At 69.6% G+C, this 25,735-nt stretch carries 25 protein-coding genes and 2 pseudogenes; 11 read left to right on the forward strand and 16 right to left on the reverse strand.

The window, feature by feature from the left end; all coding sequences use genetic code 11:
• Positions 1-80 precede the first annotated feature (80 nt).
• The gene (locus tag ACIRD7_RS37605; RefSeq protein WP_403460408.1) at positions 81-653 is read right to left on the reverse strand and encodes a cutinase family protein; all 573 of its coding nucleotides are present in this window, start codon (positions 651-653) and stop codon (positions 81-83) included.
• A 407-nt stretch (positions 654-1,060) separates the two neighbouring features.
• On the opposite strand from ACIRD7_RS37605, the gene ACIRD7_RS37610 reads away from it, so the two are divergent.
• Positions 1,061-1,210, forward strand: a complete 150-nt coding sequence (locus ACIRD7_RS37610; RefSeq protein ID WP_403460409.1) for a hypothetical protein — start codon at positions 1,061-1,063, stop codon at positions 1,208-1,210.
• 462 nt (positions 1,211-1,672) lie between these two features.
• Here ACIRD7_RS37610 and ACIRD7_RS37615 read toward each other — a convergent pair whose 3' ends face one another.
• A complete protein-coding gene (locus ACIRD7_RS37615; protein ID WP_403460410.1) occupies positions 1,673-3,007 on the reverse strand; it encodes a helix-turn-helix domain-containing protein in 1,335 nt (444 codons plus the stop codon).
• Positions 3,008-3,450: 443 nt separating this feature from the next.
• On the reverse strand, positions 3,451-4,227 hold the full coding sequence (locus ACIRD7_RS37620) for a GntR family transcriptional regulator (protein ID WP_403460412.1): 777 nt from the start codon (positions 4,225-4,227) through the stop codon (positions 3,451-3,453).
• A 473-nt stretch (positions 4,228-4,700) separates the two neighbouring features.
• Between ACIRD7_RS37620 and ACIRD7_RS37625 the strand changes: the two genes are divergently transcribed.
• The 5 genes from ACIRD7_RS37625 (at position 4,701) to ACIRD7_RS37645 (ending at position 10,024) form a co-directional block, all read left to right on the forward strand.
• Positions 4,701-5,732, forward strand: a complete 1,032-nt coding sequence (locus ACIRD7_RS37625) for a phytanoyl-CoA dioxygenase family protein (protein ID WP_403460414.1) — start codon at positions 4,701-4,703, stop codon at positions 5,730-5,732.
• 68 nt (positions 5,733-5,800) lie between these two features.
• On the forward strand, positions 5,801-7,060 hold the full coding sequence (locus ACIRD7_RS37630; protein WP_403460494.1) for a DUF6271 family protein: 1,260 nt from the start codon (positions 5,801-5,803) through the stop codon (positions 7,058-7,060).
• The gene (locus ACIRD7_RS37635) at positions 7,057-8,250 is read left to right on the forward strand and encodes a type III PLP-dependent enzyme (protein WP_403460416.1); all 1,194 of its coding nucleotides are present in this window, start codon (positions 7,057-7,059) and stop codon (positions 8,248-8,250) included. Before ACIRD7_RS37630 ends, ACIRD7_RS37635 begins: the two co-directional genes overlap by 4 nt.
• On the forward strand, positions 8,247-8,810 hold the full coding sequence (locus ACIRD7_RS37640) for a GNAT family N-acetyltransferase (protein WP_403460418.1): 564 nt from the start codon (positions 8,247-8,249) through the stop codon (positions 8,808-8,810). Before ACIRD7_RS37635 ends, ACIRD7_RS37640 begins: the two co-directional genes overlap by 4 nt.
• Positions 8,795-10,024, forward strand: a complete 1,230-nt coding sequence (locus ACIRD7_RS37645; protein WP_403460420.1) for an MFS transporter — start codon at positions 8,795-8,797, stop codon at positions 10,022-10,024. Before ACIRD7_RS37640 ends, ACIRD7_RS37645 begins: the two co-directional genes overlap by 16 nt.
• A gap of 52 nt (positions 10,025-10,076) precedes the next feature.
• Here ACIRD7_RS37645 and ACIRD7_RS37650 read toward each other — a convergent pair whose 3' ends face one another.
• A complete protein-coding gene (locus ACIRD7_RS37650) occupies positions 10,077-11,636 on the reverse strand; it encodes a mucoidy inhibitor MuiA family protein (protein WP_403460421.1) in 1,560 nt (519 codons plus the stop codon).
• Between the two features lie 4 nt (positions 11,637-11,640).
• Positions 11,641-13,803: a DUF4139 domain-containing protein gene (locus ACIRD7_RS37655; RefSeq protein WP_403460422.1), complete on the reverse strand. Its 2,163-nt coding sequence runs from the start codon at positions 13,801-13,803 to the stop codon at positions 11,641-11,643.
• 224 nt (positions 13,804-14,027) lie between these two features.
• Here ACIRD7_RS37655 and ACIRD7_RS37660 point away from each other — a divergent pair, with 224 nt between their 5' ends.
• Positions 14,028-14,321: a hypothetical protein gene (locus tag ACIRD7_RS37660; protein ID WP_403460423.1), complete on the forward strand. Its 294-nt coding sequence runs from the start codon at positions 14,028-14,030 to the stop codon at positions 14,319-14,321.
• Between the two features lie 115 nt (positions 14,322-14,436).
• On the opposite strand, the gene ACIRD7_RS37665 is transcribed toward ACIRD7_RS37660, so the two are convergent.
• A complete protein-coding gene (locus tag ACIRD7_RS37665; RefSeq protein WP_403460424.1) occupies positions 14,437-16,107 on the reverse strand; it encodes a hypothetical protein in 1,671 nt (556 codons plus the stop codon).
• Between the two features lie 413 nt (positions 16,108-16,520).
• Between ACIRD7_RS37665 and ACIRD7_RS37670 the strand changes: the two are divergent.
• Positions 16,521-16,760, forward strand: a pseudogene (locus ACIRD7_RS37670) (transposase family protein); the annotation flags it as partial.
• A gap of 216 nt (positions 16,761-16,976) precedes the next feature.
• On the opposite strand, the gene ACIRD7_RS37675 reads toward ACIRD7_RS37670, so the two are convergent.
• From ACIRD7_RS37675 to ACIRD7_RS37705, 7 genes and pseudogenes are all read right to left on the reverse strand, one after another.
• Complete coding sequence (locus ACIRD7_RS37675) at positions 16,977-17,735, reverse strand: pentapeptide repeat-containing protein (RefSeq protein ID WP_403460426.1); 759 nt, start codon at positions 17,733-17,735, stop codon at positions 16,977-16,979.
• Between the two features lie 22 nt (positions 17,736-17,757).
• A complete protein-coding gene (locus ACIRD7_RS37680; protein ID WP_403460427.1) occupies positions 17,758-18,063 on the reverse strand; it encodes a hypothetical protein in 306 nt (101 codons plus the stop codon).
• On the reverse strand, positions 18,060-18,491 hold the full coding sequence (locus ACIRD7_RS37685; RefSeq protein WP_403460428.1) for a DUF6313 family protein: 432 nt from the start codon (positions 18,489-18,491) through the stop codon (positions 18,060-18,062). The genes ACIRD7_RS37680 and ACIRD7_RS37685 overlap by 4 nt, the downstream gene beginning before the upstream one ends.
• A gap of 402 nt (positions 18,492-18,893) precedes the next feature.
• Positions 18,894-19,406, reverse strand: a complete 513-nt coding sequence (locus tag ACIRD7_RS37690) for a hypothetical protein (protein ID WP_403460430.1) — start codon at positions 19,404-19,406, stop codon at positions 18,894-18,896.
• 183 nt (positions 19,407-19,589) lie between these two features.
• Positions 19,590-20,390 (reverse strand): annotated as a pseudogene (locus ACIRD7_RS37695) (IS5 family transposase); the annotation flags it as partial.
• Between the two features lie 94 nt (positions 20,391-20,484).
• On the reverse strand, positions 20,485-20,928 hold the full coding sequence (locus ACIRD7_RS37700) for a RacP protein (protein ID WP_403460431.1): 444 nt from the start codon (positions 20,926-20,928) through the stop codon (positions 20,485-20,487).
• 2 nt (positions 20,929-20,930) lie between these two features.
• A complete protein-coding gene (locus ACIRD7_RS37705) occupies positions 20,931-21,932 on the reverse strand; it encodes a DUF6192 family protein (protein ID WP_403460432.1) in 1,002 nt (333 codons plus the stop codon).
• A 175-nt stretch (positions 21,933-22,107) separates the two neighbouring features.
• Here ACIRD7_RS37705 and ACIRD7_RS37710 point away from each other — a divergent pair, with 175 nt between their 5' ends.
• A complete protein-coding gene (locus ACIRD7_RS37710; protein ID WP_403460434.1) occupies positions 22,108-22,380 on the forward strand; it encodes a hypothetical protein in 273 nt (90 codons plus the stop codon).
• A 171-nt stretch (positions 22,381-22,551) separates the two neighbouring features.
• On the forward strand, positions 22,552-23,670 hold the full coding sequence (locus ACIRD7_RS37715) for an AI-2E family transporter (RefSeq protein ID WP_403460436.1): 1,119 nt from the start codon (positions 22,552-22,554) through the stop codon (positions 23,668-23,670).
• A 219-nt stretch (positions 23,671-23,889) separates the two neighbouring features.
• On the opposite strand, the gene cutA is transcribed toward ACIRD7_RS37715, so the two are convergent.
• Complete coding sequence (gene cutA, locus ACIRD7_RS37720; RefSeq protein ID WP_403460496.1) at positions 23,890-24,213, reverse strand: divalent-cation tolerance protein CutA; 324 nt, start codon at positions 24,211-24,213, stop codon at positions 23,890-23,892.
• An 84-nt stretch (positions 24,214-24,297) separates the two neighbouring features.
• Positions 24,298-24,864 carry a DUF4352 domain-containing protein gene (locus tag ACIRD7_RS37725; RefSeq protein ID WP_403460438.1) on the reverse strand — a complete coding sequence of 189 codons (567 nt, stop codon included), beginning with the start codon at positions 24,862-24,864 and terminating at the stop codon, positions 24,298-24,300.
• Positions 24,865-25,019: 155 nt separating this feature from the next.
• Between ACIRD7_RS37725 and ACIRD7_RS37730 the strand changes: the two genes are divergently transcribed.
• Complete coding sequence (locus ACIRD7_RS37730; RefSeq protein ID WP_403460439.1) at positions 25,020-25,187, forward strand: hypothetical protein; 168 nt, start codon at positions 25,020-25,022, stop codon at positions 25,185-25,187.
• Positions 25,188-25,361: 174 nt separating this feature from the next.
• On the opposite strand, the gene ACIRD7_RS37735 is transcribed toward ACIRD7_RS37730, so the two are convergent.
• Positions 25,362-25,652 carry a hypothetical protein gene (locus ACIRD7_RS37735; RefSeq protein ID WP_403460440.1) on the reverse strand — a complete coding sequence of 97 codons (291 nt, stop codon included), beginning with the start codon at positions 25,650-25,652 and terminating at the stop codon, positions 25,362-25,364.
• Positions 25,653-25,735: the final 83 nt, after the last annotated feature.

Raw genomic sequence — 25,735 nt, forward strand, 5'->3', positions numbered from 1 at the left:
GGAGTCGACCGGCGCGTGATGATGCGTGATCGCTCGCGGGGCTGTGTCACAAGACTCCAGCCGGTCGTCCGGCCTGGGGCTCAGCCTCGGCCGATCCGCGCGGCGGCGAATCGGGCCCCCTGCTCGACGCTCTCGTTGCGGTGATAGGTCAGGTGCGCGGCGCTGTTGCGGCCGTTGCCGCAGACCGGGTCGCCGTTGTTGCAGAACTCTTTGGCTTTGGAGCCGAACACGTCACTGGCCGAGGCGATGGTGCGGCCCGACAGACGCAGAGGGTTGCCGAAGACGACGACCGCCTTGACGCGGGCGGCGAGCTCCGTGGGGATGGTGCGGCCGGTGCCCAGTCGCGTTGGGATCCCCAGGGCGATGTCGGTGACGCTGCCGCCCTGGGAGTAGCCGCCCAGCACGAAGGACGTGCTGCGACAGTCGGCCGCCACCGACATGACGCGGTCCCTCATGTCGGTGGCGCCGGGCCCGGCACTCGTCTGCGAGAAGTTCGCCGCATAGTCGACGGCATACGACGAGACGGTCTTGCCCGGCAGCGCACCCTTGATGCCCCTCACGAGCGGGGTTCCCGCGATGCCGAGCCCCGGCGTTTCTCCGGTGCCACGGGCGAAGACGGCCTCGACGTCGGAGCACGGGGCGGCAGACGTCATGGTGGGCAGAACGTAAATGCCGGCCGCGCTGAGAACGCCGACCCCTGCGAGGGACACGAGAGTGAGACGACGCCGTGACGCATGACGGCGCATGAGGTTCCTCTTTCTCGAGCAGTGGTACGAGCGCTCGTGACGAATCCGTTTACCGAGGGCACCAGCACCGTAGGAAGCACAGCGCCCCTCACGTATCGGTGAAATCACCAGTCGGCCACCGGCGCACCCCCGTACACGGGCAGCCGGTGATGCCGCTCAAAGCGGCCCGCGCCTGTCGGCCGCTCGCTACCATCGGCACAGCAAGGCCACGGAGAGCGGTGGTGCGCGTGGGGCGTGAGGCGAGCGGCGCGGATCCCGAGAAACGGGATGCTTCCCCTGCGCGAGTCGAGCAACTGCCGCCCACGTACGAGGAGATGACACTCGCCCTTCGTCTCCTTCGGGACGGCCCCGTCTCCGACGCCCACAACCTCCTGCTCCTCACCTCCTGCGCCCTGCGGACGAGCGACGTGACCCGCTCACGCGAAGCGGGCGGTGGCCTCGGCGCGAGCTTCGTGATCGGGTGAGGCGGGTGCCGCGGCGGCGGGGCTCAGGGGGAGCGCCAGGGCCATGGCGCATGCCATAGCTGTGAGGAGCGTGCGGACACGTCTGTGTCCGGGCAGTCTCGTGCGCACAGAGTTCTCCAAGAGAGGTGGGGTGGCGGCGGGCCCCTGAGGGCCTGCGCGCGCCGTCGCGCCGACAAAGTGCAGGCGGCGTCGATCACGCCTCGGTACGGGCCTCGACCGAGGTGTCGACGGGAAACAACTCCCGGCCGCGACACGGTGGATGCACCCCGATGAGCGTTCGCTTCAGCGAACAGGTCATCAGGGAAAAGGCGTTCACAGCGCCACGCGTCGGACAGCGGCGGTGAGGAACCGCCAGCCGGCCGATGGCAGGGGAGTGCAGGGTTACTCGGCCCGGGCGCAGGCGCGGCGTCGCGTCCGGGCGCCGCTCCGGCGGGTGGCCAAGGGTGGCGGCGGCGGGAAGGCTCACGCCTCCCTTCTGCCGCTGTCCACAGCCTGCCGCGGGAGCCAGATCTGGCCCGCCACGCGATCCGGGTGCCAGGAGCCGACCGGGCCGTACGCCACGTACTGGCGCACCGCGTCGTGGAGCCGGTACAGGAGTCGGCCGTCGGCGGTCGGTCCGACCGCGTGCACCATCTGACGGTCGATGAGTTCGTCGAGGAGATCAGCGGCCAGCCCCCGCGCCGGTGTCACATGGGTCACCATGTCGTCGACATCGAAGTCGCCGTTCACCGTCCTCAGCCGCTGTAACGCGCCCCTGACGGGGGCGGGCAGCGAGCTGTGGCAGGCTGCCACGCTGGCCTCCAGCGACAGATCGCCGATATGCAGGAAGCGGAGCCGGTCCTGCTCGTTCGTCAGCCGGTCCGCCAGATCACGCAGCGACCGGTGCGGTCGCGCCGACAGCCACAGCCCCGCGATGTGCAGGGCCAGTGGCAGCCGCCCGCAGAATCGCAGCACAAGTGACGCGGCCGATCGCTCCGCGCCCGTGCGCGCGGGTCCGAGCAGGTCCTCCAGCACCTGGAGGGCGTCCCCGTCACTGAGGACGCCGATGTGCCGACGGAACTGGACGGTGAGGGCGGGGAGTTCGCGGCGCGCGGCCACCAGTACGGCGCTGCGCGAGCCGTCCACCAGCAGCGGCCGTACCTGCGCCTCGCTGTCGGCGTTGTCCAGGACGACGAGGACGCGCCTCCTGCTCAGCGCGTCCCGCAGCCGGGCAGCCGCTTCCTCCGGATGACCCGCCGTCGGCCCGGCACCGAGGGAGCGCAGTACGCGGGGGACGATCTCGTCCGGCGTCAGTGGCGTGGAGGACACTCCTGGGTGCAGGTCCACGAAGACCTGTCCGTCCGGGAACCGGTCGCGTACGCCGTGCGCCGCTTCGAGGGCCAGCGCGGTCTTCCCCGAGCCGGGCGGTCCGACGACGACCGCGGGCCGTCCGGTGTCGCCGTGCTCCGTGGCGGACAGGTGTGCCCGCAGCGAGTCGACGTGTGTCGTCCGGCCGACGAGGTTGTGGCGGGGCGCTGCGGGGAGTTCGGCGGGTACGAGGCCGGGTGGTGGCTGCTGCTCCGCGGCGCCGGGTCTGCGCATCAGCCGCCCGACCTCGTCCGGGGGCAGCCCGAGGGCCTTGGCGATCAGCAGCAGCGACTGCTTGCGGGGGCGTGAGGTGTGGCCGGTCTCGAGGTTGCGGATGGCCCGCACACTCACTCCGGACCGTTCCGCGAGGTCCTCCTGGGTCAGGCAGGCCGCCTCACGTGCGGTGACCAGGGCGTCCGCGAGTGTCGTCAGCAACGATGTCTGTTTCACGGCAGTCGGGCCTCCGCTCGCGGGGTGGCGGCGGGCGAACGGCCGGGCATCCAGGCGCGGTCCTCCGGCGTGTCGGCGACCTCGGCCGACGTTCGTGCGGTAGCCGGTGCGTGGCCTGGGATCCGGGGGCGTGCCCCTTCCGGATTGCCGGCGGCTGGTGGTCGGTCGGCTTCGACCGATGTCGGGACGGCTTCGGTACGGCTGGTGAGAACACCCTGTCGTGTCACGACTTTCCCAGGGTTGGCGGGGCGGGACTGGTCCTCAGAGGCCCGGTCGTGGGGGCCGGCCTGGAGGCTCAGCGCTGCATGCGGTCACGGCCGCCGCAAACCGGGGCGGGCCGCGTCGGGGGCCGGTCGCGCGATCAGCGGGCGGCAGCGTGCAGGGTCGCCGTGAACGTGGGGGGCGCGAGGAACGAGGTGGAACGGTCGGAACCGGACGGGGACTCAGTCGTCCGTACGGTCCGTCATGGGCATCAAGGTCACTACGAACTTGTAGCGGGAGCCGCGGTACACGGAGCGGACCCACTCCACCGGTCTGCCCTCGGTGTCGTGCGAGTGCCGGGACAGCAGCATCATCGGAAGGCCCACGTCCGTCGCGAGCAGCCTGGCCTCGTAAGGGGTCGCGAGCTTGGTCTCGATGCCCTCCTCGGCCTCCGACAGGTGCATGCCGTACACCTCGGCGAGGGCCGTGTAGAGGGATCTGTACCTGGCCAGCGCCTCGCGCAGGTCGGGGAAGCGCCGTGCGGAGAGGTGGGTGGTCTCGATGGCCATGGGCTCGCCACCGGCCAGCCGCAGCCGCTCGATACGCACCACCAGCTCGCCGACATCGATGTCGAGCATGCGCGACAGCTGCTCGTCGGCCTCGATGTGACGCATGTCCAGGATGCGTGAGGCGGGTTCGAGTCCCTGGGCCTGCATGTCCTCGGTGTGGGAGGTGAGTTGGAGGACGCGGTAGAGCTTCGGTCGTGCAATGAACGTGCCTTTTCCCTGGATCCGGTCCAGCCGGCCTTCACCGACGAGCTCCTGCAGCGCCAGCCGGACGGTGGTGCGCGAGGTGTCGAGCTGGACAGCGAGTAATCGCTCGGCGGGCATGCGTGAACCCGGCGTCAGCGACTCCGCTATCGCGAGGACCCGCTGCTTCACGCGGTAGTACTTCGGCACCCGTGCGACGACACCGGGCATTGCGGTGTCGTGGGGGACGATGCTCACGTCGGTGGTCATGACCTGCCTTCCGGGCGCACTCGCAGGTGATTCGTTATAGCCCCCAACTCGCCCTTGGTCTAGTCCAACTGGGTGGCGGCGTGTCGCGGGGCGGAGGTGGTTCCGTGATCTCCCGGGAGCGACCGGAGTGGCCTTGTGGGCCGTCTTGGCGCACTGAAAAGTCTAGACCAGTCCCCTTGCGGGTCTACGGCCTTGGGCCTCCTCCGGCGTGCCGGAACCGGGCCAGGACTCTCGGCGGCATTGCGGGCGGCGCCTTCAAAGTGGACGGGACGTCGGGGAGTTGCCACTCCCAGAGCGGCCCGAGTCTGCGGAGCGGCCGACAACAGGCAACTGGCAGGCAGTTCGCGGCAACTTCGCAGGGATGCGATTGACACCGCGAATTGGTCCAGTCCACTTTGAAGGAACCTCAGTTCGATCAGTGACGGCCTGGAGTTCCCCTCGGCCACTGAGGACTCGAGCCTTGGAGTGATCGCATGCCGACATCCGACCCCTACCTGTACCGCGCCCCGACCCGGCGCCCCTATTTCAGCGCCGACGGCGAGACCTACCTCGCACAGACGCAGCTCAGAGAGATCGAGAAGTCGCAGCCGCTGCGCGTGCTGTCGGAAGAGGACCTCGTCTTCTGGCAGACGTACGGATACGTCGTGGTGCGCAACGCCGTCTCGCCGGGCGAGGCGAAGAGCCTGTACGAGTTCGCCTGGGAGTTCCAGGGACTCGACCCCGACCGGCCGGAAACCTGGTACGAGGAACGCGAGTTCCGTTCGGACCTCGACCGCGACCTGCACGTCTACGGCTTCGTCGAGGCGTACCACCACCAGCTGATGTGGGACAACCGGCAGACGCAGCGGGTCTACGACGCCTTCGCCGACGTCTGGGACTGTGACGAGCTGTGGGTCACCCTCGACCGGCTGAACCTCAACCCGCCCAACCGCGGCAGCCGTTCACGTTCCCTCATCGCGCCGACCGACGAGGGCTTCGACATCGAGCTGCACTGGGACGTCGACACCACGCTGGGCGTGCTGCCGCAGCGGGTGCAGGGCATCCTGGCCCTCAACGACACCCAGCCCGAACTCGGCGGATTCCAGTGCGCGCCCGAGCTGTTCCGGCAGTTCGAGGAGTGGCGGGTCGCGCAGCCGGCCGGCCGGGACCCGATCAGGCCCGCGATCGACCGCGCCGAGTTCCCCGTGGTGCGGCCCGACTTGCAGGCCGGTGACCTGCTGATCTTCAACGGACTCCTGGCACACGGAGTCGCGCCCAACACGTCCGACCACGGCGTCCGTGCCGTGCAGTACCTGTCGATGATGCCGGCGCTGGAGGAGCACGAGGACCTGCGCCGCTCCCGCGTCGAGTCGTGGCGCACGCTCAGCACGCCCGACTGGAACGGCACGCTGCTGGGGGACGCCGACCGGCACGAATCGCTCCGGTACGGCCCCGCCACGCTCGACGACCTCGGCAGGAAACTCCTGGGACTCGACTCCTGGAGCGAACGAGAGAGCACCAAGTGAACCGACAGACCAGCACCGACCGGATCTGCCTGGCCCTGCCCACCAACAGAGCGTGTTCGGACGCCATCATGGGCATCGGCGAGGAGGCCGCCTACGCGGCCCGCACCTTCGGCACCGAGGTGCACCTGCTCATCCTCGACTCCTGCGACGAGACCACGCGGGCCGAGCACGCCCGCGTCGTGGCCGGCCTGCCCGCCACCCCGAACGTGATCGTCCACCACCTCGACGAGCCACGTCAGCGGGATTTCCTGCGCCGTGCGATCCAGCGCTCCGACGTCGCCGTGCCCAAGCGGTTGCTCGGCCTCATGCTGCCGGCCGCGCTCTCCTACGGCGCCTGCACCAACCGTGCCTTCCTGATCGCCAGTGCCCTCGGCTGCCGGTCCGTGCACCGCAGGGACTCGGACTGCACCTACCAAGTGCTGGACGGCGAACAGATCTTCCCCATCCACCACGAGCTGTCCTCGCTCGGCAAGCCCGCCGCCGAGGCGTCGGCCGCCGTGACCGAGACCGTCCTCGCCGCCGGCCACGACCACCGTCCGGTGTCCATGGTCGGGGCCTCCTTCATCGGAGAACCATCCGTGGACATCGCCGAGATCGAGCAGCTCGACCCGGGCGTCTACCACGACGTCGTCAGCCTGTGGGCACCCACCGACTGGTCGGACGAGCAGAAGGAACAGTTGGTCGAGGAGTCGTTCAAGGGCGCCGGAACCACCCCCTTCACCGCAGACCACTCCACCCTGACGCTGGTCGACCCCATGCGGGTCGACATGAGCAACATCGCCTTCGACCACGACGTGTACGAGCGGGTGCCGCTGCCACCGGCGACGGACACCATCGGCAGCGACTACTTCCTCATCCACCTCGTGCACGACGCCGCGCTGCCCGGCGTGCTGCACAACCGCCACATCGAGAACTTCTACACGCCCTTCCGGCGCACCGACGCGGGCTTTCGCGCCTACCAGATGCGGTTCGTGAAGTTCCTGCTGTCGATGCTCTACTTCAACGACGTCTACGAGCGGATGGGCGCGGCCGGTGCCGCACTGCTGGACGAGCGGGAGCACGTCCGCGGCGACGTCATCTCCCGCTTCCTGCGCGACAGCGCCGCTCTGGACCGCACGGAGAACATCTGGCGCCTGGACCGGGTCAGCACCTCGTACCGCAAACTGGGCGGCCGCTACGCCACGTTCGCCGACCTGATGGACGCGCGCCGGGACCAAGTGCTGGACGAGGCACGGCGGGACACGGAGGACTTCGCGCTGCTGATCGACGCCTGGCCCGCGCTGGTGCGCGCCGCCCGGGAGAACGGCCTCGGGAGTGCGGACGCGTGAGCGTGGACCTGGGCGCGCGACTGGCCTCCGCCCTGGCCGCCGCGTCGTCGGACCGCGTCGTCTTCGATCTCACCGGGGTCGGGAACCAGTACGACCACCTGCTGCGCGAACTGCCCGGCGTCATCGTCCGGTTCGCGATGAAGGCGTGCCCGGTCGACGAGGTACTGACCTGCCTCGCCGACCGGGGGGCCGGCTTCGACGCGGCGAGCCCCGCGGAGATCGTGCAGGCGCTGCGGCTGGGCGTACCCGCCGACCGCATCCACTACGGCAACACCGTGAAGTCCGACGCGAGCATCGCCGAGGCCCACCGGCTCGGCGTGCGGACCTTCGCCACGGACAGCGTGCAGGACGTGGCGGCCGTCGCCGCGCACGCCCCCGGCGCCCGCGTGTACTGCCGCCTCGCCACCAGCGGCGACGGCGCCCTGTGGGGACTGAGCCGCAAGTTCGGCTGCTCGCAGGACGACGCCGTCCGCGTGCTGACGGCGGCCCGGACCGCTGGACTGACCCCGGCGGGACTCTCGGTGCACGTCGGCTCGCAGCAGATGACGTACGAGGCATGGCGCCAGGCAGTCGACCAAGTGGCCGACGCCATGGTGGCGTTGCGCGAGCAGGGAATCGTGCTCGACCACGTCAACCTCGGCGGCGGACTGCCCGCCCTCGGCTACCTCGACCGGCACGGCCGCAGGCTGGAGCCGCCGCTGGACAAGATGTTCGCCGTTCTGCGCGAAGGCATCGACGAACTGCGGCGCCTCAACGCGGCGCCGCTCGACTTCGTCATGGAGCCCGGCCGCCATCTGGTCGCCGATCACGGCGCGATCCGGGCGCACGTCTACCGGCTCACCGAACGGCGCCAGCCCAACGGCGAGCTCGTGCACTGGCTGTACCTGAGCTGCGGAAAGTTCAACGGCCTCTACGAGATGGACGAACTCTGCCACCGGCTCGTCTTCCCGGGCCACTTGGACGGCGAGTACGTCGCCGCCGTCGTGGCCGGTCCCACCTGCGACAGCGACGACGCCTACGGCACCGCGCACCGCCTCGTGCCCAAATCGCTGGCCTCCGGCGACCCGGTCTGGGTCCTGTCCGCCGGCGCCTACGCCACCAGCTACATGACACAAGGCTTCAACGGCTTCGGACCCCTTCCGCACACGACGGTACGTGACGGGATCGGGCGTACGGGGGCGCCGGCATGAGCGGGGGAGGGGCGGGCCTCGACGGGCGCATCCGTCGCGTGCGCGACGGCGACTGGCCGGGCATAGCCGCCCTGGAGGCGGCGGCCTACGCGGGCAGTTCACTGATCGAGGGACGCGCGGCGCTGGAGTCGAAGGGGCGCGACTCGCCGGACACCTGCTTCGTGCTCGACGTCGACGGGCACGTGGCGGGATACCTCCTCTCGCTGCCGTACCCGAGGTTCCGCTACCCGGCGCTGGCCCGGTCCGACGAGCCGGCACACGACTCGCGCAACCTCCACCTGCACGACATCGTCGTCGCGCAAGAGCAGCGGGGCAGGGGCTGGGGCGGCGGCCTGCTCGCCAGGCTGACGGCCGCCGCACGACCGCGGTTCGAGCACATCTCGCTCGTCGCCGTCGACGGCATGGCCACCTTCTGGGCCGCGCACGGCTACCGGGCCTACCCGCGGGTCCGGCTCCCGGAGAGCTACGGCGACAACGCCGTGTACATGTCCATCCCGGTGCCCGTCAGCGGTACCGGCCCTTCGAAGGAGGTGGCCCGGTTCCCGTGCCCCGTGTCCTAGACGACTTCAGACGCACGCAGTTGGCGATCGCGGCGCTGTTCTGTTTCCTCGGGTTCCAGTACGCCACCTGGATCTCCCGCATTCCCGCCCTCAAGACCAGCCTCGACCTGAGCGCCGGTGAAGTGGGCCTGCTGCTCATGGTCACCGGGGCGGGCGCAGCGGCCTCCTTCCCGCTCGTCACGTTCCTGATGAAACGCCTCGGCGCGCGCCGCCTCGCCCTGCTGTCCGGGCTGGGCCTGGTGGCGATCCTCCTGGCGCTGTCCGTGGCACCCAACTACCCCGTGACACTGGTGATCCTCTGCGCGGACGGCGTGGCCGTCGGCTGCCTGAACGTGGCGATGAACGCACAGGGCGCCGCCCTCGAGGCGGCCCACGGACGTACGGCGATGACGCAACTGCACGCCACCTTCAGCGCCGGCTCGTTCCTCGCCGCCCTGGTGTCGTCCGGCGTGACCGCACTGACCTTCGGCATCGCCACCCACTTCGCCGTCGCGTCTGCCGTACTCCTGCTGCTCCTCGCCTGCGCGCGCCCACGCCTGCTCCCCGACGACGCCCCCGCGAAGGAGCCGGCCGAGCCGACGGCCGAGCAGGCGGAGGGCAAGCGCCGTCGCAAGATGGCCAGGCCGACCCGGGTGATGCTCTGGCTCGGCTGCACCATGGTCTTCGTCGAGGTCGTCGAAGGCTCCATGAACGACTGGTCCGCGCTCTACCTCAAGGACGTCGTCGGCGCATCAGCCCAGGTCGCCCCGCTGGGCATCGCCGTCATCTCGGTCGTCATGGTCCTCGCGCGCCTCTTCGGCGACGGCTGGCGCAGCCGCTGGGGCGACGCCGTCGTCGTCCGCGTCGGCAGCGCCGTGGCCGGCATCGGACTGGCCCTGGCCCTGTTGGCCGGAGGCGTCGTGCCCGCCCTCCTCGGCTTCGCGTGCGTGGGGCTGGGCGTGGCCGCCGTGACGCCGTGCCTCTACGTCGCCGCCGCGGCCGAAGGCCCGGACGCCCTCTCCCTGGTCGCCGCCACGGGCACCACCGGCCTCCTCGTCGGCCCGGCGCTGATCGGCTTCGTCGCCGAAGCCACTGATCTGACCTGGGGGATGGCCGTCGTGGCAGCCTCGGCCGTCATCGTCTCCGTGTGCTCGACCCGCCTCCAATGGGCCCCCGCGAAGGCCGCGTCCGAGGGGAGCATGAAGACGGAGGTGGTCGAAGAGGGGGCCACGTGACCGCCCTGGCTGGATCGGAGGCCTTGGGCGGACGCCCCCGCCAAGTGACGGTTCACAGGCCGCTGACTTTGCCGCTCGCCGAGATCTCGTAGACCAGGGTGACGGTGCCGTGTTCGCCGGGCGCCAGGCGGAGGCCCCAACGGGCGATGCCGTCGGCGTCGACCTCGTCGGGTTCCGGTGCACAGGCCTCCTTGCGCACGCGTACCTCGACCGCCGAGACCTCGGATACGGGAATGCGCTCCCGGAGGGTGACGATCTGCTCACCGCGCTCTCCCGGAGCCGAGAAGCGCGACACATTGAGGCGGACCGTGTGGGTGATCACTGTTCGGTGTGTCAACGCCGCGGTGTCGTGGGACTCCTCGGTGTGCCGGATCACCCGGTAGTCGTCGTGGCTGCCGTAGGCCAGCTCGACCGGGGCGCCCGGCGCGGTGAAACTCAGCGTGCCACGGCCGGTGAAGCCGCTGCCGCGCACCAGGTCCACGGGCCCGGCCAGTAGCGCGTGGCCGGAGGCGTTGTCGAACCGCACAACCTGCGTGACCAGCGGCGACAGTTCGGGCGAGGAAGAGAACTCGCTGCTCGCCACGGCGGTGACCGTGGTGAGCGGCACCCGGTGGGCGCGGCCGTCCGTCGGGATGGAGACGGCAGCGGGCGCGTGCAGCACACGTGTCTGACCGCCGTCATCGACCCCGGGCAGGCCGAGCACCGGGACCGGACCCGGCTCCGCGATCTCCTCCTCCCGGAGCTCCACATCGACCGTGCGGCGCTCCGCGGCGGAGCGGTCCTTGAGGGTGAGACGGTCCTCGGTCAGCCGCGGCGGATCGGTGGTCAGCGCCGAGCGGGCCGTCGACAGGGTGAGCCGTACGTCCGACCAGTCCTCGCCGGTCCGCTGCCAGACCATCGCGTCGGTCTCCAACGTCACCGCGTCCCCGTCCAGTACGGCCCGGTAGGCAGGGCGCCACAGTGCGCACGAGGTGAGATGGGTCAGCCGCATCCGGACCCGTTCGGCGACCTCGGTCCGTACGGTCAGCTCGACATGGCCGATCAGCTCGGCGGGTCGTTCCTCGGCGAGGTGGATGGCCTGCTGAGCCTGTGCGAGCTCGCCCGCGATGGCCATCAACCGTGCCTCCGCGGCCCGGAGTTGCTCGCCGCAGGCATCCCGCTCGCGGTCGACCCGGTCCAGTTCGCGGGTCCAGCGGGCCTCGTCCGTCTCGCCGTGACCCGTCCCTTCGGAGATGTCCCGCAGCAGATCGGTGGCGAGGTGGCCGAGGAGGTCGAGTCGGGTGCGCAGCCGGTCAAGGGTGTAGCCGACGGTGACCTGTTCCTCCTCGAGGACGCGGATCCGCGTCCGCAGGGGGGAATCGTCGTCGGCGGGCAGCGGCCCGCGAGGCGTCCAGGTGCGAACGATCCGTACGTCGAGGACGGCCGCGGCATGCTCGCCCGTCAGTTCCGCGTGGAGGGTGCGGTCGACCGCGAGTGCGCTGATCGGCCCGAGGCGCAGCCGCTGGACGCCGGCGCGCAGGTCGAGTTCGGCGGTCCGCTCGATGTGGGCGCGGTCCTCCAGGCAGGTGACCGCTGTGACCGGCAGGGGGATCGGCTGGGTGTCCGTGGGCATGGTGTCAGCTCCTGCGGTTGCCGCCGACCACGGCCTTGGCGGCCGGGATGCGGATGTCGTAGCCGCCGTCGAGGGAGGCGCTGCCGCCGGCGGGCAGGTCCACTCGCCAGACGCGGGTGCCCGGGGCATGCCGGTCGGGTCCGCTGTCCTGCTGGGGCGTTGTCCAGTCGGCGTGTTCGTCGATCCGCACGTCCGGTTCGGAGGTGACCGGAACCTGTTCGTGGACCTCGACGGTGACGGCCTGGGCGAGCCGGTTCGAGAGCTCCACATGGACCTGGTGGGCGAGCACGGTGGTGTTGTTGCGCAGCCCCGAGGTCGACTCGCGCAGGTTTGTGCGGCGGGTGACCCGGATGCCCTCGGCGGGTCCCAAGCCCATCCGGCGGACGCCGCCGGGGGCGAGTGTGGGCAGGGCGGCGGTCGTCAGGAAGTCATCGTCGCTGGTGACCTCCACCGGCCCGGCGAGCAGGGCCTGGTCGGTGGCGTTGGAGAGCACGAGGGTGGCGTAGACGTTCTGCTCCACCGAGGGCACACAGAGGTACTCGGTGCGCAACCCGACGGGAATCTCCGTCACGGTGACGGTGTGCCAGGTGCCGTCGGAAGGAATGTCGGCGCGGGCGACGGCGTCGTAACGGTGGTCGAAGGAGCCCGCCGACTCGCGGGGCCGCACGGCATGGCCGGGCAACGGCAGCGCGGCCACCGCCTCGGCGCGACGGCGGTGCTCGTCCGCCACCGGGTCGTGGGGAGCGCGGGGGAAGAGCTTGCCTCTTCGGCCGCCGGGCTCGTCCGCGCCGGACAGCTCGAGCCCGGCGTAGTCGAGCTCCGCACCGTTCGGCCGTGGCGGACCGGACGGCGCCGGCGCCGACGGCGGGGGTGGCGGAGGGGCCGCCGGGGGAATGGCGGGACGAGCAGCGCCGAGGCCGGCGACGGGCCCGGCCCCTGCACTCGGTCGTCCCGACCGCGCCGGCGATGCCGGGCGGGGCACGGCGGTGTCGAAGACCGCCGACGAAGCAGCGGCGGGACCGGACGGCTCTGGGAGCGCGGCCGGCGGCATGCCGTACCCCTGCGGCGCGGGCGGCGGCGGTGGCGGTACGGCGCCGAAGGCTGCCGGGGGAGCGCTGACGATGCCGGTCGACTCCGGGCCGGCCATGCCGTACCCGTGAGGTGCGGGCGGCGGCAATGGGGGGACGGGGCCGGGCGCAGGCGCGACCGCAGGGACTGGTGCGACGGCCGGAGCGGGACGGGGGCCCGCCGCGTCGTAGCCGGAGAAGAGGTCGGCGAGCCCTGCGGGCGGCTCGCGCCAGCCGGAGGGCGCGGGCGCGGGCTGGCGCCGTCCCACCCGGATGGAACGCAGCCTCGGCAGATCGGTGCGGCGCCGCAGGTCCGCGGTGGCGAGGGCGATGCGCACCCCGTTCCAGTCCTCGCCGGTGCGCTGGGCGACCGAAGCACGCAACACCAGAGTGCCGCTGTCGTCGCCCTGATGGTGGGTCAGGCGATAGGCCGGTACCCAGACGGCTCCCGGCACACCGTATTCAAGCTCCACTTCCACGGTCCAGCTCCCGTTTCCGCTTCCGTCGAGCGTCAGGAGTGCGACGACGGTGGTCGCGACATGCTCGGACGGATCGTCGGTGGAGGCACGCATCCAGCGGTCCGTGGCAACCGAGAACTCGTGCTGGACCCGGCGGAGCTCCTCCTCCAGCTCGACGAGCCGCTCGTGCAGCCCTCGGAGCCGCTCGTCGACGAACTCGGCGAGCCGCAGCCAGGCATCGGCGGCCGTACGGCGCGGCGGGTCCTCCCGCTTGCGGGCCGGCGGAACCGGACGGAGCCCCGCCACCTCCGCGATCAGATTCACCTGCCGGTCACGCCGCCCCTGCGCTGCGGCACACGCGTCGCGGAGCCTCTCCATCTCCTGCCGCAGGGTGCCAGCGGTGTCGGAGCCGGACGGTTCGGCATCGACCTCCACGCGCACCTCGGTGACGCGTACGCCGCGATCGCCCACGACCTTCGCCCGCAGCGAGCCGGCGTCCATCGACCGGGGCAGCCCAGTCACTCGCACCCGGCCGTCCGCCGGGACGCTTCCCCTGGCCACCCGGGTGCAGAGCGCACCCTGCGCGTACACCACAACCGCGTCGAGCGATGACGCCCACTCCGCTGCAGCTTCAGATTTCATGCACTCCGCCCCCCGTGTCCCCAGCCGACCGAAGCCTACGCCCAGGCCATGCCTTCACGGCTACTCTCTGATCGCCTCTACCGTCCGGGTGGAACTTGGCAGTCCCACTGCCGGCCGCAAACACCGATGAGGCATCGACTCAGCCGCGCGACGACACGGTCCCCCACCGCAGCGCCTGATGATGTGACAGGTGTGAAAGGGAGCGAAGGGGTACCCGGCGTCCCATGGCTGCACAGAGTGAGTCCCTGGGGTTCTGGCCGGTCGTACGGCAGTTGCGTCGGATGCGTGCGTTGTACGCCGCGGGCGCGCTGCTGTGGGCGGCGTCGAGCATCGTGACGGCGTGGTCGTCTCCCGGCAGTGGGCCCATGTGGACGTCCGTCCTGCTCCTGGTGGTCTTCACCGGTCTGCTGGCGCTGTCGAGTTGGTGGCTGCGGCGCATGGCGCCGGTCGCGGGAGCGGGGGTCAAGGACCGAGCGGTCGCACAGGGAGCCACTACCGCGCGCCACGCCCGCGCCTGACAACTGCCGGGCGTGCCTGGCGCCGGGGTCGGTCGACGGGCAGCAGCAGGCTCCGGCAAGGGCACGCTCCGACTGCCTCACAGATCGCGGTCTCCCGGAGTACCGATCCTGCGGATCACCCTGAGTTGTAGCCCCACCGAGGCCGGCCGTCCTTTCCCATGAAGCACTTCGCGGGGCGCCCGTCATCGGTGGTCGCCGTGGCGCCCACCGGGGAGCAGTGCTGCCCGAACTGGATCCCTGCCTGGCTGCCGGTGCCGCCGGTGGCACCGCCCGAGCTACTGGAAGAACCGCCGGTCGAGCCACCGTTGTCGGAGCCGCCTCCTGTCGTGCCTGCGACGGTGCCGGAGCGGGACGGGGGATCGGCGCGCGGCTTCGGTTCGGGCTTGGGCTTCGGCTTGGGGGTCGGTTTCGGACTTGGCTGAGTGCAGGGGGCACCGGGGCCGATCAACCACAGGCCGGCCTGCACGGACGCCAGGACCTCGCTGTCGGGCTCCGGCTCCTGCCGGCACACCCGCCAGTCGTCCAGGTCCTGCGACCTTTCATCGAGACGCTTACCGGTGTGAGCGTGCCAGGCTGCGATGTGAGCCATACCGATGTCGTCGAGGACACGTGAGGCGTCGTCGAAGCTCTCGCCGAGAAGGTCCGGCATGACGACCCGGCGTGAGCTGAACAGCCTTGTGGGGCAGGCCTCCTCCTCGGGAACTGCGTAAAGAGTGAGCATCCGGGCGGACGGCCGGACTGTCTCACCGCCGGACGGCGTCTGAAAGCACACCCGCCAGCCGAGCGTGGTGGCTTTCACCGGCCGGAAGGACGAAGAGGCATCGGCCGTCGAAACTCGCAGCCAGGGATGACGCCGGGCCTGGGCGACAGCCGATGTGAGAGCATCCCCCTTGAGATCCGGTACGGCGACGGAGCTGGAGCCGCTCGCCCGTGCCGACGACGTCTGGTTGCCCGTTCCCAGGCCCGCGAAGATCGCGCCCGCCGCAACGGCGGAGATCAGGACGGGGTGCCTGCGTATCCATGCGACGACGCGAGCACTTCCCTGGGGCCGCAAGGAGGAGTCGGCAGGCAGGAGTTCGCCTGCGGCTGCGAGGTGTCCCCCCTTCGGGTCGAGCTTCGACCCGTGCAGCTTGTACTGCCTGCCGTCGACGAGGACCATGACCGAGTCGAGAACGCCGTGTTCCCTACGGAGAATGCGCAACGGTTTCGGCGCTCGGCTCACTTTGGGTGCCACGAGATTGCGGAGAAGGACGAGCCCGGTGTCGGTGAGCGCGGCATAACCCCACCCGCAGTGATACAGGGACCGCACGACTTCGCCGGGTTCGAGTTCGGCCAGCAGCTTCTTCTTGTGATCCTCGGGCAGAGAAATACGCTCGCCCGCGAAGGCCGCGGCGGTGCGTGGATCATCCGCCGCGGTCTGGGACGTCACCGTTCCCGCCCGGCACAGGAGTGCGCCCGCCACGTCGATTTGCGAGCCCCACGCCGTAATGGTTCGCCCGTCCACGGACACGTCCACGCGCTGCGCGGCGCCGTACGCGGGGCGCAGGATCACCAAGGGCCTGGAAACCCGCGAAGGTGCGCTGCCGGCCAGCAGGATGAGTGCGTTGTCGGTGAGTGCCGCGTACCCCAGCCCTTGGTGATACAGGGCCAGCACCCTCTCCCCGGGCCGGAGGGTGTCGAGCAGGGCCTGCGCCTTGGCCGGCGGAAGCGCCACGGTTTCCCGGACGGCCACATCGGCGGTACGTGAGTCGCTACGCAGGAGGCGCTTTGCGGCGGTCGAGGACATACGGGGAGAATAAAGGCCGTCGATCTTCGACCGAAGCCCGCTGCCCCAACCGATGCGCGGCTGTGACCTGCATCGATGATCTCGGGTCACGCGAGTTGCAGCTAATGGCAGTGCGCCGGGAAGCCCCCGCGCCGGGGGCCACCGGAAACTCCGCGACACCGCCGATGCACCCCTGCTTGCGCGGGGACCACCTCAACGCTGCGCTCTCGACCAAGTCCTGGCTCCGACCCCGTCAGACACACCGCCGTGCGGGTGTGGCCCAGATCACGGGATTCGAGCGCAGCGTGAGGCGCATGCCAGTGCCATTTCCCTGATGTAGGCAAGTGGCGAGAGCAAGGACAGCGCGGATGGGGCAGGCCCGGGCAGGTGAGTTCGATGAGTTCGTGGCGGCCCGCTGGTCGGTGTGGGTGATCGTGCTCGGCGATGGTGCCTGTCTCAACTGCGGGATGACGGTGCCTCACAACAAACGCCCGGGGCGGCCGTTACTGCCGGGCGAGGGGGACGACAACGCCGAGCACCGCAAGGTCCGCGCCCGCGTGGAACACGTCGTCGGACGGATGAAGAACTACACGATCCTCCGGGACTGCCGCCAGCGCTGCAACGGTCTCCTTCATGCGGTCCAGGCTGTTGCCCACAGGCACAACCTCGCCCTCGTCTCAGAGCCTGTGTCTGAGGCCGGCATGACAGCACTCCTGCTGGCTTCCGTGGCTCGGCGCAGTCGTCGTCATTGACCTTTCGCAGTGAAGTTTGAGCGACGTCAGTGAAGGCTGAGTGACCTGGGACACTTCTTGAACGGAGGCATGAGGAAGGCGTAGCGCCAGCCCGGCGGCTTCGGGAAATGCGACAGAGCCGAGGGCGCCGAAGGCTCGTCAGACCCCGACGGTGCTCCTGTCTGGGTTCTGTCCGCCGCGCACCCGATAGACGCCCGGACTCACCTCGTCGGACCGCTCGGCAACAAACGATGCCAAGTCGCCAGGCCACCTTGTGCGCGAATCCCAGGTCGCTCCTGCTGGCAGATACATGTTCACAACACTTGGGAACCGTGCACCCTGCAGGTTCGCGTTGGTCAGGTTCGCGTTGGTCAGGTCCGCCCTGCTCAGGTCCGTGCCGCTCAGGTCCGCCCAGATCAGCTCCGCCCCGCTCAGGTTCGTGCCGCTCAGGTCCGCCCGGATAAGGCGCGCGCCGCTCAGATACGCGCCGGTCAGGTCCAGATCGATCAGGTTCGCGCCGGTCAGGTCCGTACGGAACAGGCGCGCACCGTCCAGGTTCGCGCCGCTCAGGTCCGCGCCGGTCAGGTTCGCGCCGGTCAGGTCCGCGCCCCTCAGGTCCGCGCCGTGCAGGTCTGCGCGGGTCAGGTCTGCGCGGGTCAGGTCTGCGCGGGTCAGGTCTGCGCGGGTCAGGTCCGCGCCGGTCAGGTCCGCGCCGTGCAGATTCAGCTGGGCCGTAACGTCAATGGGCTGGCGGAGCTGAGCAGCTTGGAGTACTGGATTTTGGGGTGCTTCCTCTGCGTGCTCAACGATGGCCTCCGCGGTTGCGTCGATGGCGGCAGCGGGGGCGTCGGGGCAGGCGAGATAGAGCAGTCCGCGCAGGCGGGCTGCATGTTCGGCTCGTTCGGCGTCCGTCACCACGCCTCCAGGGTAGGCCGGTGGCTCACAGCGGGGGCCGTTGCCGCATTACACAGATGGGACAGAGGTAGTTGGGCCGATTGCTTACAGCCAGGAGGAAGCCGATGGCTTCGGTTTCGGCCCGGCGCACGGTGGCTGTGACACGGGTCTGCGGGGGTTTTGCCGTTCCCATGATGACCATGATCAGTTGGGTGAAGTGCCGCTCTGCCCATTTCCAGTCCGGTTGGGCGTCCGGCCCGGCGCCGTCGAGGGGGTGGCGAGCGCCGAAGGCCAGCACCGCGGCTTTGACGGCCTCGCTGCCCTCTTCGTGCACCTCGTGCAGGGTGATCACGAGCCGTTCCCGGATGGCGGGGGCGGGCCGGGAGGTTCGGCCAGGCGGCGTAGTTCATCGAGGACGTCGCTCAGCTCCCGCGCGTGGTGGGCCTGGATCTGCTGGGTGATGAAGTAGCCAGCAGCAGCTCCGATGATGGCGGGGATCGCGGCCCAGCCGATCAGGGACAGCGGCCAGGCGCACCACTGGGGATGGACGGCCGCCGGCGAGGTGATGCCGCTCAGCACGGTGTAGGCGTTTGCCCAGCCGATTAGGAACCCGTTGAGCACGTACAGGGCTCCGCACACCGCTAGCACGATGGCGCCCCGACTGAGCAGCCAGTAGCCGAACCGGGGCAGGGCGTGCCGGTCGGCCCAGCGTGCCCGCAGCCACTGCCGTCGGCCAGGGGGCGGAGGCCCGCCGGGCGCGGGGGCGTGTGTGTGGGACACATCATCCACCGTACGGGGCCGATCCCCTCGAGGGCAGCTGAACGGCAGCCTCCGCAGCAGAATTGGCTCAGGTCACTCAATGTTCGTTGACATCACTCAACATTCACTGCGAGAGGTCAGTCATCACGCTGCGCTCGTGCTCGCCTAGGACAACAGTGTGGGCAACCGACGGAATTCTTTGACCAGCCAGAACTTGGTCTTGAGTTGGAATCCGGCGCAGGTGTGTCCACAATCCCGCACATTGGCGTCGGCATCCGCGTGAAGCAGCTGGTGCCGATGGGTCACGGCCGTACCCGGTCACGTTTCGTCACCCGGAGCGGCCCATTTCCTCGGCCCGAACAGTGCGAGCACGCCGCAGCCATGCCAGCCCCTCCGACCAGCACATTCGAAGTTGGCGAAGCGTCAATCGAGTTGTCGGAGTACTTGAGCCACCCGTTCGTTGAATTGTTCGTAGAGTTCGTCGAGGCGCAGATTCGACTGCTTGGCTGCTTCCAGAGTCGGAGCCCAGACGAACTCCCTCGCCACAGAGCTGGTTTCATCCGCGAGTGTCCGCAGATCGTTATCGAAGACTCGGGCACGGGCGACCTTCAGCCGGATCCAGGCGTCTGACCAACCGACTGCGGTTGGCGTCTCCCACTGCCGCGCCGGCCAGTCGGATGTTTCACCCATCCGCTCCAACTGTCGATCTTGCTCGGCGTACACCGCCTTGATCATGTCTGCCACTGCGTCCTGAAGGGCTGTGATGCTCTCGCGCTGGAAGGCGTCGCGTCGTGCCCGGCTTGCTTCGGCGCGTTCATGCTCACGTGCCTCGCGCTCACGTCTGCCCACCAGTTGCACCTGGTACACGGCGACGACGGACGTCGACACCGACCCGAGCAGGACACCGACAAGCCCGAAAACCGCCTCAGCCGCCATGTCTTGATTCTGAAGCAAGGCCACGAGGTCACTTGCACTTAATCCGGCAGATCCGGTAGCCGACGGATAACTGCCTTCCGCTACTTAGAGCTTGCGCCTGAGGGAGGATCCGGTTACTCAGGCGGCTTCCGGTATCACGTAGCCGTGGGCGACGTCACGCCGTTCGGCCGCACGGTTGCTGCGGCGGGTGAGTCGCCGAGTCATGAGCGTGATGGCGGCCATGGTAATGAGCGCTTCGCTCATCTCGGGGAGGCGTTCGTGATCGCGGCAGTGCCGGCGGGCCCTCATGATCCACGACCAGGACCGTTCAACCGCCCAGCGGCGCGGTAAGACGATGAAGCCCTTGGCGTCCGGTGGACGACGGACCGTCTTGATGGTGATGTCGAGGTACTTCTTCGCCCAGGGGATCAGGCCGTTCTTGGCGTAGGCGGAGTCGGCCCAGACGATGGCGATCTCCGGGTGCATGAGCGCGAGACGGAACAGCAACTCCCTGGCGACCAGGGAGTCCTGGGCATCGGCAGGAGTGACCATGACCAACAGCACGAGGCTGCGGTGGTCGCAGGTCAGGTGCCGTTTCCTCCCATTGATCAACTTTCCGCCGTCCCACCCGCGAGTCGCTTTGCTCGCGGTCTCGGACGCCTTGATGGACTGACTGTCCACGATCACTGACGCGGTTTGGGGCGTCTTGCCCGCGGCGAGGCGGATGCGGCGGCGGAGCTGGTCGCGGATGACACCCAGGACTCCGGCGGCGGCCCACCTCCGGGCGAACCCGTAGATCGTGCGCCAGGGAGGGTAATCAGCGGGCATAGCACGCCATTTGATGCCGTTATCGACCAGATAGCGTATGCCGTCGACGATCTCGCGGCGGGGCCACTTCTCGGGTGCGCCGCCCTTGCGTGTCTGGCAGGCCGGGACCGGCAACAGGGGCTCGATGAGGGCCCATTCGGCGTCGCTCATGTCCGAGGGGTAGTGGGCAGTACGCATGGAGAAGGCCAGGGGCCGGCCCGTGGGAGTTGCGGATGGGCGGACCGGGCCGGCCCCTGGCCTCCTTCGGTGAGCGGACCGCCTTGCCTCGGGGTTACTGGCTCTGGGGGTGGGCGATCATGTCGAGCGAACTCTGGATGGCGGTCATCTGGGCCTCGACGTAGCTGATCCAGCGGCTCCTGGGAAAGAGCCGGGCGTGCGGGGCCAGGATCCCCTCGATCACGCCGCCGATCTCCGTGGCCTTCACCTCGGCCCAGTGCCGCTCCCATTCCTCCAGCTCGTCGGCGTCCTCGCAGAGGTGGTAACCGCCCTGGAACGACCACAGCAGCGGCGGCCACTTCTTCTCGCCGGCGAGTTCGCGGTAGCCCGCGAGGCCGCGCACGATCTGCGAGCCGGAGAGCTCGGTGACCGCCATGAGCCGGGGCTTCTTCAGCCCGGCCGGGGCAACCTCCATCAACGCCACGCGGATCGCGTCGGCATGACGTGCCGAGCTGGGCGAACGGCGCCGATCGCGCTCCCGTCGTGCGGAGCGCGCCATGCCTACTCGCCTCGCAGGAGCCGGGCCAGTGCCTCGTCCACGTCCACGTCGCCGGTTTCGGCAGCGTGCTCGATCCACTCGCAGGCGGCGCGGACCCGGGCGACGTTCTCCCGCAGCAGCGACTGCTCGTCCTCGCTCACCGCCCGTCCCCGCAGGCCCGGGACCACCCGGTTCGCGGTGGTCACGAACTTGTGGCAGGCGGTGATCAGGTCCAGGAACTCCGCGCTCCGCTCGAAGTGCCGGATCACCGGGGCGAACTCGCTGGTCCGCTCGAACTCCTCGCGGGCCTGGCGGCCGCGCTCAACCTGGGCGTGGTTGACGGAGTTGCGGGCCCGGTCGTCGCCCATCGCCTTGAACGCGACATCGGGCCGGTGCAGCAGCCGGGTCGCTGCCTCCGCGGCCACTCCCTCGTCGTGGGCCAGGCCGCCGATCGTCTCGATCCGCACCTGCGGCGGGACCTCGTCGGTCACCGCCGGGCGTTGCAGCAGGTCGGCGGCGACCTGGGCGGCGACCTGGTCGTCCACGGCCAGGCCGTGGATCGCGGTCACCTTCTCCTGCACCGACACCGGGTGCTGGACGTTCCAGCCCCGCGCCCGCTTGGCCGCGTCCTGGGTCCACCGCTTCGTGCCGTAGCGCGGGTTGAACGGCGGGTTGCGGATCACCTCGAACCGGTCCGGGTGACCGATCAGAATCCGGTGGACGTCCAGGGAGACGCCCTTGACCCGCTGCTCGGGCGGCCAGTGGGCCGCGGTGTTCCGATAGCTCAGGATGCTGGCGACGTTCACCCCGACGTCGTCCGCGAACCGGCGCAGAGTCTCCTGCACGGACTGGACGTCCTCGCCCATCGCCGACCGCGCACCCCCCTTCGCCTGAAGGGGCTCAATCTCCAACGCGTTGTCACCTAATTTGAAGTGCGTGTCCCGCTCGGTCTCGACCAGCAGCCTCGACTCCGCCACGAGCTCGTCGTAGCGCTCCTCGGTCACCTTGCCGATCAGGGTGGGCATGGCCATCACCACCTGCCGCGGGCCCGGGGGCGGCGATGCGCCGGCGACAGGACCAGGACCGCGATAGGCACAGCGTCCAGCCGTCCGGAGATCGAACACCAGCACCAACCGGAACTGACCGAATGAGCCCCGAAGCGGTCAGTTGGGCCGTTCGCTCAAGCGTGAATTCCGCGCTTTGGCGAACGCTTTCCTCCGTACGTACGCGGCCCTCCCGCGGCACTTCGCCGAGCAGTACACCGCGTTGCTGCGGTGGTCCACCCCGGCCACCCACACGGTCTCGCAGACCGGGCAGACCCGCTGTCCCGCACCGCCCCGCTCGGCCGCGGCCCGACGACGAATCCGCCGTGCACGCCGCCACTGCCTGGCACGACACGCCGCCGAGCAGTACACCGCCCTCGGCGCGGCCCCCGGTTCCAACGGAGAGTCACAGACCGGACAACAACGCTGAAACGGCAGTCCGACGACCCCGGACACGCCACCAGGCTAGACCTGTCCAGAGATCCAGATCAGGGGATCAGACACAGGCTCTCATGAGCAGACCACTCCACGAGCCGCAAGGAGCGCCAAGTCGTCCCTGACCGGCGGCCAAGCGTGACTGGCGTGCCAATAGTGTGAGCGCATGCCTGACATGTTGAGTTCCGGGAGAGCCCGCGCCGCGCTTGCCTCGTCCGCGCGTGTATCGGTCGAGTTGTTGTTGGTGTTCGTAACGGTCGCGGTGGCTCTGTGGGGTCTGGGACGAATGTGGTCGGTCGTGTGGCCGGTGATCATTGCTCTGTTCCTCACCACACTGACCTGGCCGCTGGCCCGTGCGCTGCGCCGGCGTGGGTGGCCTTCAGCGCTCGCAGCGTTGCTGGTGACCCTGCTGTTTCTCCTGGCCATCCTCGGCATCGTGGCGCTGATCGCGGTTCCGGTGGCATCCCAGTCCGGCGAATTGACCGACGGCGTGGTCGAAGGCATCCAGAGGATGCGTGAGTGGGCCGCGGGGCCACCGCTGAACATCGGCGACGACCAGATCACGACTGCCCTGGACACCGCGGCCGCCCGAGTCCAGAGCAGCGTCGGCAGCTTGGTCAATACCGTCGCAACGGGAGTGGCCACCACGCTCAGCGGCTTGGTCACGGCCATCCTGGCGGTCTTCCTGATGTTCTTCTTCCTCAAGGACGGCCCGCGATTCCTGCCGTGGCTCACCCGCCAGTTGCCCGGCCGACTCGCCCACGACGTTCCGGTCCTGGCCGAGCGTGCCTGGGACACCTTGGGCGCGTTCATGCGCTCCCAGGCGCTCGTCGGCATGCTCGACGCTGTCTTCATCGGCCTTGGCCTGTGGATCCTGGACGTACCGCTGGTGCTCCCACTGACGGTGCTGACCTTCGTCTCTGCGTTCGTGCCGATCGTGGGTGCGGTGTTCGCCGGTTTCGTCGCGTGTCTCATCGCGTTGGTGTCGAACGGTCCGACGGACGCGCTGATCGTGCTGGCGATCATCCTGGTGGTACAGCAACTTGAGGGCAACGTGTTCCAGCCCATGATCCAGAGCCGTGGGCTCGGCCTGCACGGGGCGGTGATTCTGCTGGCGGTGACGTTGGGCGGCAGTCTGGCCGGCATCGTGGGCAGTCTTCTCGCCGTGCCGGTCACTGCTCTGATCGCGGTGATCTGGAACTACCTGCGCGAGCAGCTCACCGAACCACCGCAAGAGCCGGAGCCCGACAAATCGCAGGCCGGTGTCGCTGCCCCGGGAATGTGACACCGTCTTCCTCGGCCTGGACGTCGGCAAGGGCGATCGAACTGCGGTGAGTCAGGGGAGGTCGAGCAGGCCGCCAGCGTTACGGGCCGCGCGCTCGACCTGTCCTCGGGGGAGGCGTCGGTACGTCCGCGTGAGCGGCTGGCGCCGATGCTGCGGCGGCTTGGCGAGCACCAGGCGGTGCCGCGGTCGCCGACGTCCTCGACTGGGCCCGCGCCTGAGCTACTGGGCGGGGGTGGTGTTCGCGGCGATCCAGTCGAGGCAGCCCTTCGACCCGGCCTCGATCGCCACGGCCGCCACCTCGGGGTTCTGCCACGGGTGGTGCTTCAACAGGTGCGCCTCCAGCTCCGGGTAGCGGGCCCGGGTGGTCTTCAGCAGCAGCTGCCATTCCTCGCCGGTGCCGAACTCTCCGTCGTGCCAGAACGCGGAAGTGACGGGGCCGACGATCTGGGCAGCCGGCGGCGAGCCGTTCGGCGACGACGGAGCGGGCGAGGTCGACGGCCTGGCCGCGGGTCGGGGTTGCTGTGGATACCTGCAGGAAGTCAGCCATGGGCGGGAGCGTAGGCGGCGCGCGCGGGCACACGAAAGGCCCCCAGTCGGCCCGTCACGGTCGCAGCTGAGGGCTTTCTGCTATGCCTTCGGCACGGTCCACTCCACCGGCTCCTCCAAATCCTCCGGCCCGTACAACACCCGCTCCGCCCGACCCGACTTCGGCACCTCGAACGGAATGTTCCCTCGCACGCAGTCCCCGCCCGGCGCCTTCGCATCCACCGGATACTCCGGCGCCGGCAGCTCCGCCCCGCTGACGCCCGTCGCCTGCACCCGCGCCCCGTCCTCGTAGGCCAGCGACCACGGGAACGGCGACACCGAGAACACCTGGCTGCCGGTGTTGCACACCTTCACCTCGACCACGGCCCACTTCTCCCCAGCCGACAGCAGGCCCGGCAGGCTGGAGATGCCCTCGTCCTTGAACGAGAGCGCGGTCACCGTGAAGTCGATACCGGCGTTGCTGATGTTGATGCTGTCGCCGAGCTTGTACGTCTCCTCGCTGGGCGAGGGGCTGGAGCTCGGCGAACTACTCACGGGTGCCGGCGTGTCGGTGGCCTTGGAGACGGTCGGCCCGTGGGAGTCGCTGGAGCAGCCGGCCGTGAGTGCGGCGAGCAGCAGGGCAGCGGTGATGGCGGCGGTGTGGCGCATGGTCCCCCCAAGGTCGTGCGTGTCGAGATGGGCATCGTGCGCCGGATGATGGCAACGTGTAGGCGATGTGTCTGTGTTGTGCCCCTGTGGCCGGTGACGAAGCGATCACCCTGGCCGTACCGTGTCGCCCTCATCTCGTACGGCTTGGGGGCGCGATGAAGGTCTTCTGGTTGCTGCTTGCTGTCCTGCTCACCTGCCTCGCCATCGGTGGGGTGATGAGTGCCGCGAAGGGCGCTGACGGTCCGTCCGTGATTGGCGACCTCGTCATCAGTGCGCTGCTCGGCGCGGGCGCGGTGGCCAGCTGGAAGCACGTCAAGTCCTGAAAGGTGGCTCCGAGGCGATGGCTCCAACCGCATAAGAGATGCGGTGTGCTAGTTCTGACCTGAGGGTTTCCAGGGGTGTTGGCACTCGTATGGCACCTGAGGGCGGAGATGGGCGCCGCGTTCAGGTGGCTTGCCCGCCTGCTCGACACAGGCAGGCGGACGCTTCCGTCTGTTCTATTTGCCGATGGTGATCTTCTCGTTGTCGAGCAGTGCCGTGTGTGTCGCCGCAGCAATGACCAGCACGACGATCAGGAACCCCGGGAGCGGATTGCCACTGTCGGCTTTTGGATCGAGGGCCAGCGACCCGCCGAAGATGGCGAGCTCCAGAACGACATACGCGATGGCCAGCCAGGGCCTGACGACGCCCTTCACCGCGGCGACGACTAAGGGGACGGCTGCGGCGAGGCCGACGGTCACGATCGGTACGAGGATCCAGATGACCTTGGCGAGGGTGGAGTGGAACATGCGCGGTCGGGCAGGCGTTAAAGACTGAGCCCTTTCAGCCTGGCCACTGATCGGGTGATGACGTAGGCGTCCGCAACGCACAA

The organism is Streptomyces sp. NPDC093568 (assembly GCF_044764945.1).
Lineage (GTDB): Bacteria > Actinomycetota > Actinomycetes > Streptomycetales > Streptomycetaceae > Streptomyces.

Excerpts from the sequence above, each read along its gene's own strand:
- ACIRD7_RS37725 (WP_403460438.1), bottom strand. The coding sequence starts at position 24,864 with ATGCGCCACACCGCCGCCATCACCGCTGCCCTGCTGCTCGCCGCACTC.
- ACIRD7_RS37605 (WP_403460408.1), bottom strand. The coding sequence starts at position 653 with ATGACGTCTGCCGCCCCGTGCTCCGACGTCGAGGCCGTCTTCGCCCGT.
- ACIRD7_RS37630 (WP_403460494.1), top strand. The coding sequence starts at position 5,801 with ATGGGCATCGGCGAGGAGGCCGCCTACGCGGCCCGCACCTTCGGCACC.
- ACIRD7_RS37730 (WP_403460439.1), top strand. The coding sequence starts at position 25,020 with ATGAAGGTCTTCTGGTTGCTGCTTGCTGTCCTGCTCACCTGCCTCGCC.
- ACIRD7_RS37650 (WP_403460421.1), bottom strand. The coding sequence starts at position 11,636 with ATGCCCACGGACACCCAGCCGATCCCCCTGCCGGTCACAGCGGTCACC.
- ACIRD7_RS37610 (WP_403460409.1), top strand. The coding sequence starts at position 1,061 with ATGACACTCGCCCTTCGTCTCCTTCGGGACGGCCCCGTCTCCGACGCC.
- ACIRD7_RS37665 (WP_403460424.1), bottom strand. The coding sequence starts at position 16,107 with ATGTCCTCGACCGCCGCAAAGCGCCTCCTGCGTAGCGACTCACGTACC.
- ACIRD7_RS37700 (WP_403460431.1), bottom strand. The coding sequence starts at position 20,928 with ATGGCGCGCTCCGCACGACGGGAGCGCGATCGGCGCCGTTCGCCCAGC.
- ACIRD7_RS37705 (WP_403460432.1), bottom strand. The coding sequence starts at position 21,932 with ATGCCCACCCTGATCGGCAAGGTGACCGAGGAGCGCTACGACGAGCTC.
- ACIRD7_RS37715 (WP_403460436.1), top strand. The coding sequence starts at position 22,552 with ATGCCTGACATGTTGAGTTCCGGGAGAGCCCGCGCCGCGCTTGCCTCG.
- ACIRD7_RS37655 (WP_403460422.1), bottom strand. The coding sequence starts at position 13,803 with ATGAAATCTGAAGCTGCAGCGGAGTGGGCGTCATCGCTCGACGCGGTT.
- ACIRD7_RS37660 (WP_403460423.1), top strand. The coding sequence starts at position 14,028 with ATGGCTGCACAGAGTGAGTCCCTGGGGTTCTGGCCGGTCGTACGGCAG.
- ACIRD7_RS37735 (WP_403460440.1), bottom strand. The coding sequence starts at position 25,652 with ATGTTCCACTCCACCCTCGCCAAGGTCATCTGGATCCTCGTACCGATC.
- ACIRD7_RS37625 (WP_403460414.1), top strand. The coding sequence starts at position 4,701 with ATGCCGACATCCGACCCCTACCTGTACCGCGCCCCGACCCGGCGCCCC.
- ACIRD7_RS37640 (WP_403460418.1), top strand. The coding sequence starts at position 8,247 with ATGAGCGGGGGAGGGGCGGGCCTCGACGGGCGCATCCGTCGCGTGCGC.
- ACIRD7_RS37690 (WP_403460430.1), bottom strand. The coding sequence starts at position 19,406 with ATGGCGGCTGAGGCGGTTTTCGGGCTTGTCGGTGTCCTGCTCGGGTCG.
- ACIRD7_RS37620 (WP_403460412.1), bottom strand. The coding sequence starts at position 4,227 with ATGACCACCGACGTGAGCATCGTCCCCCACGACACCGCAATGCCCGGT.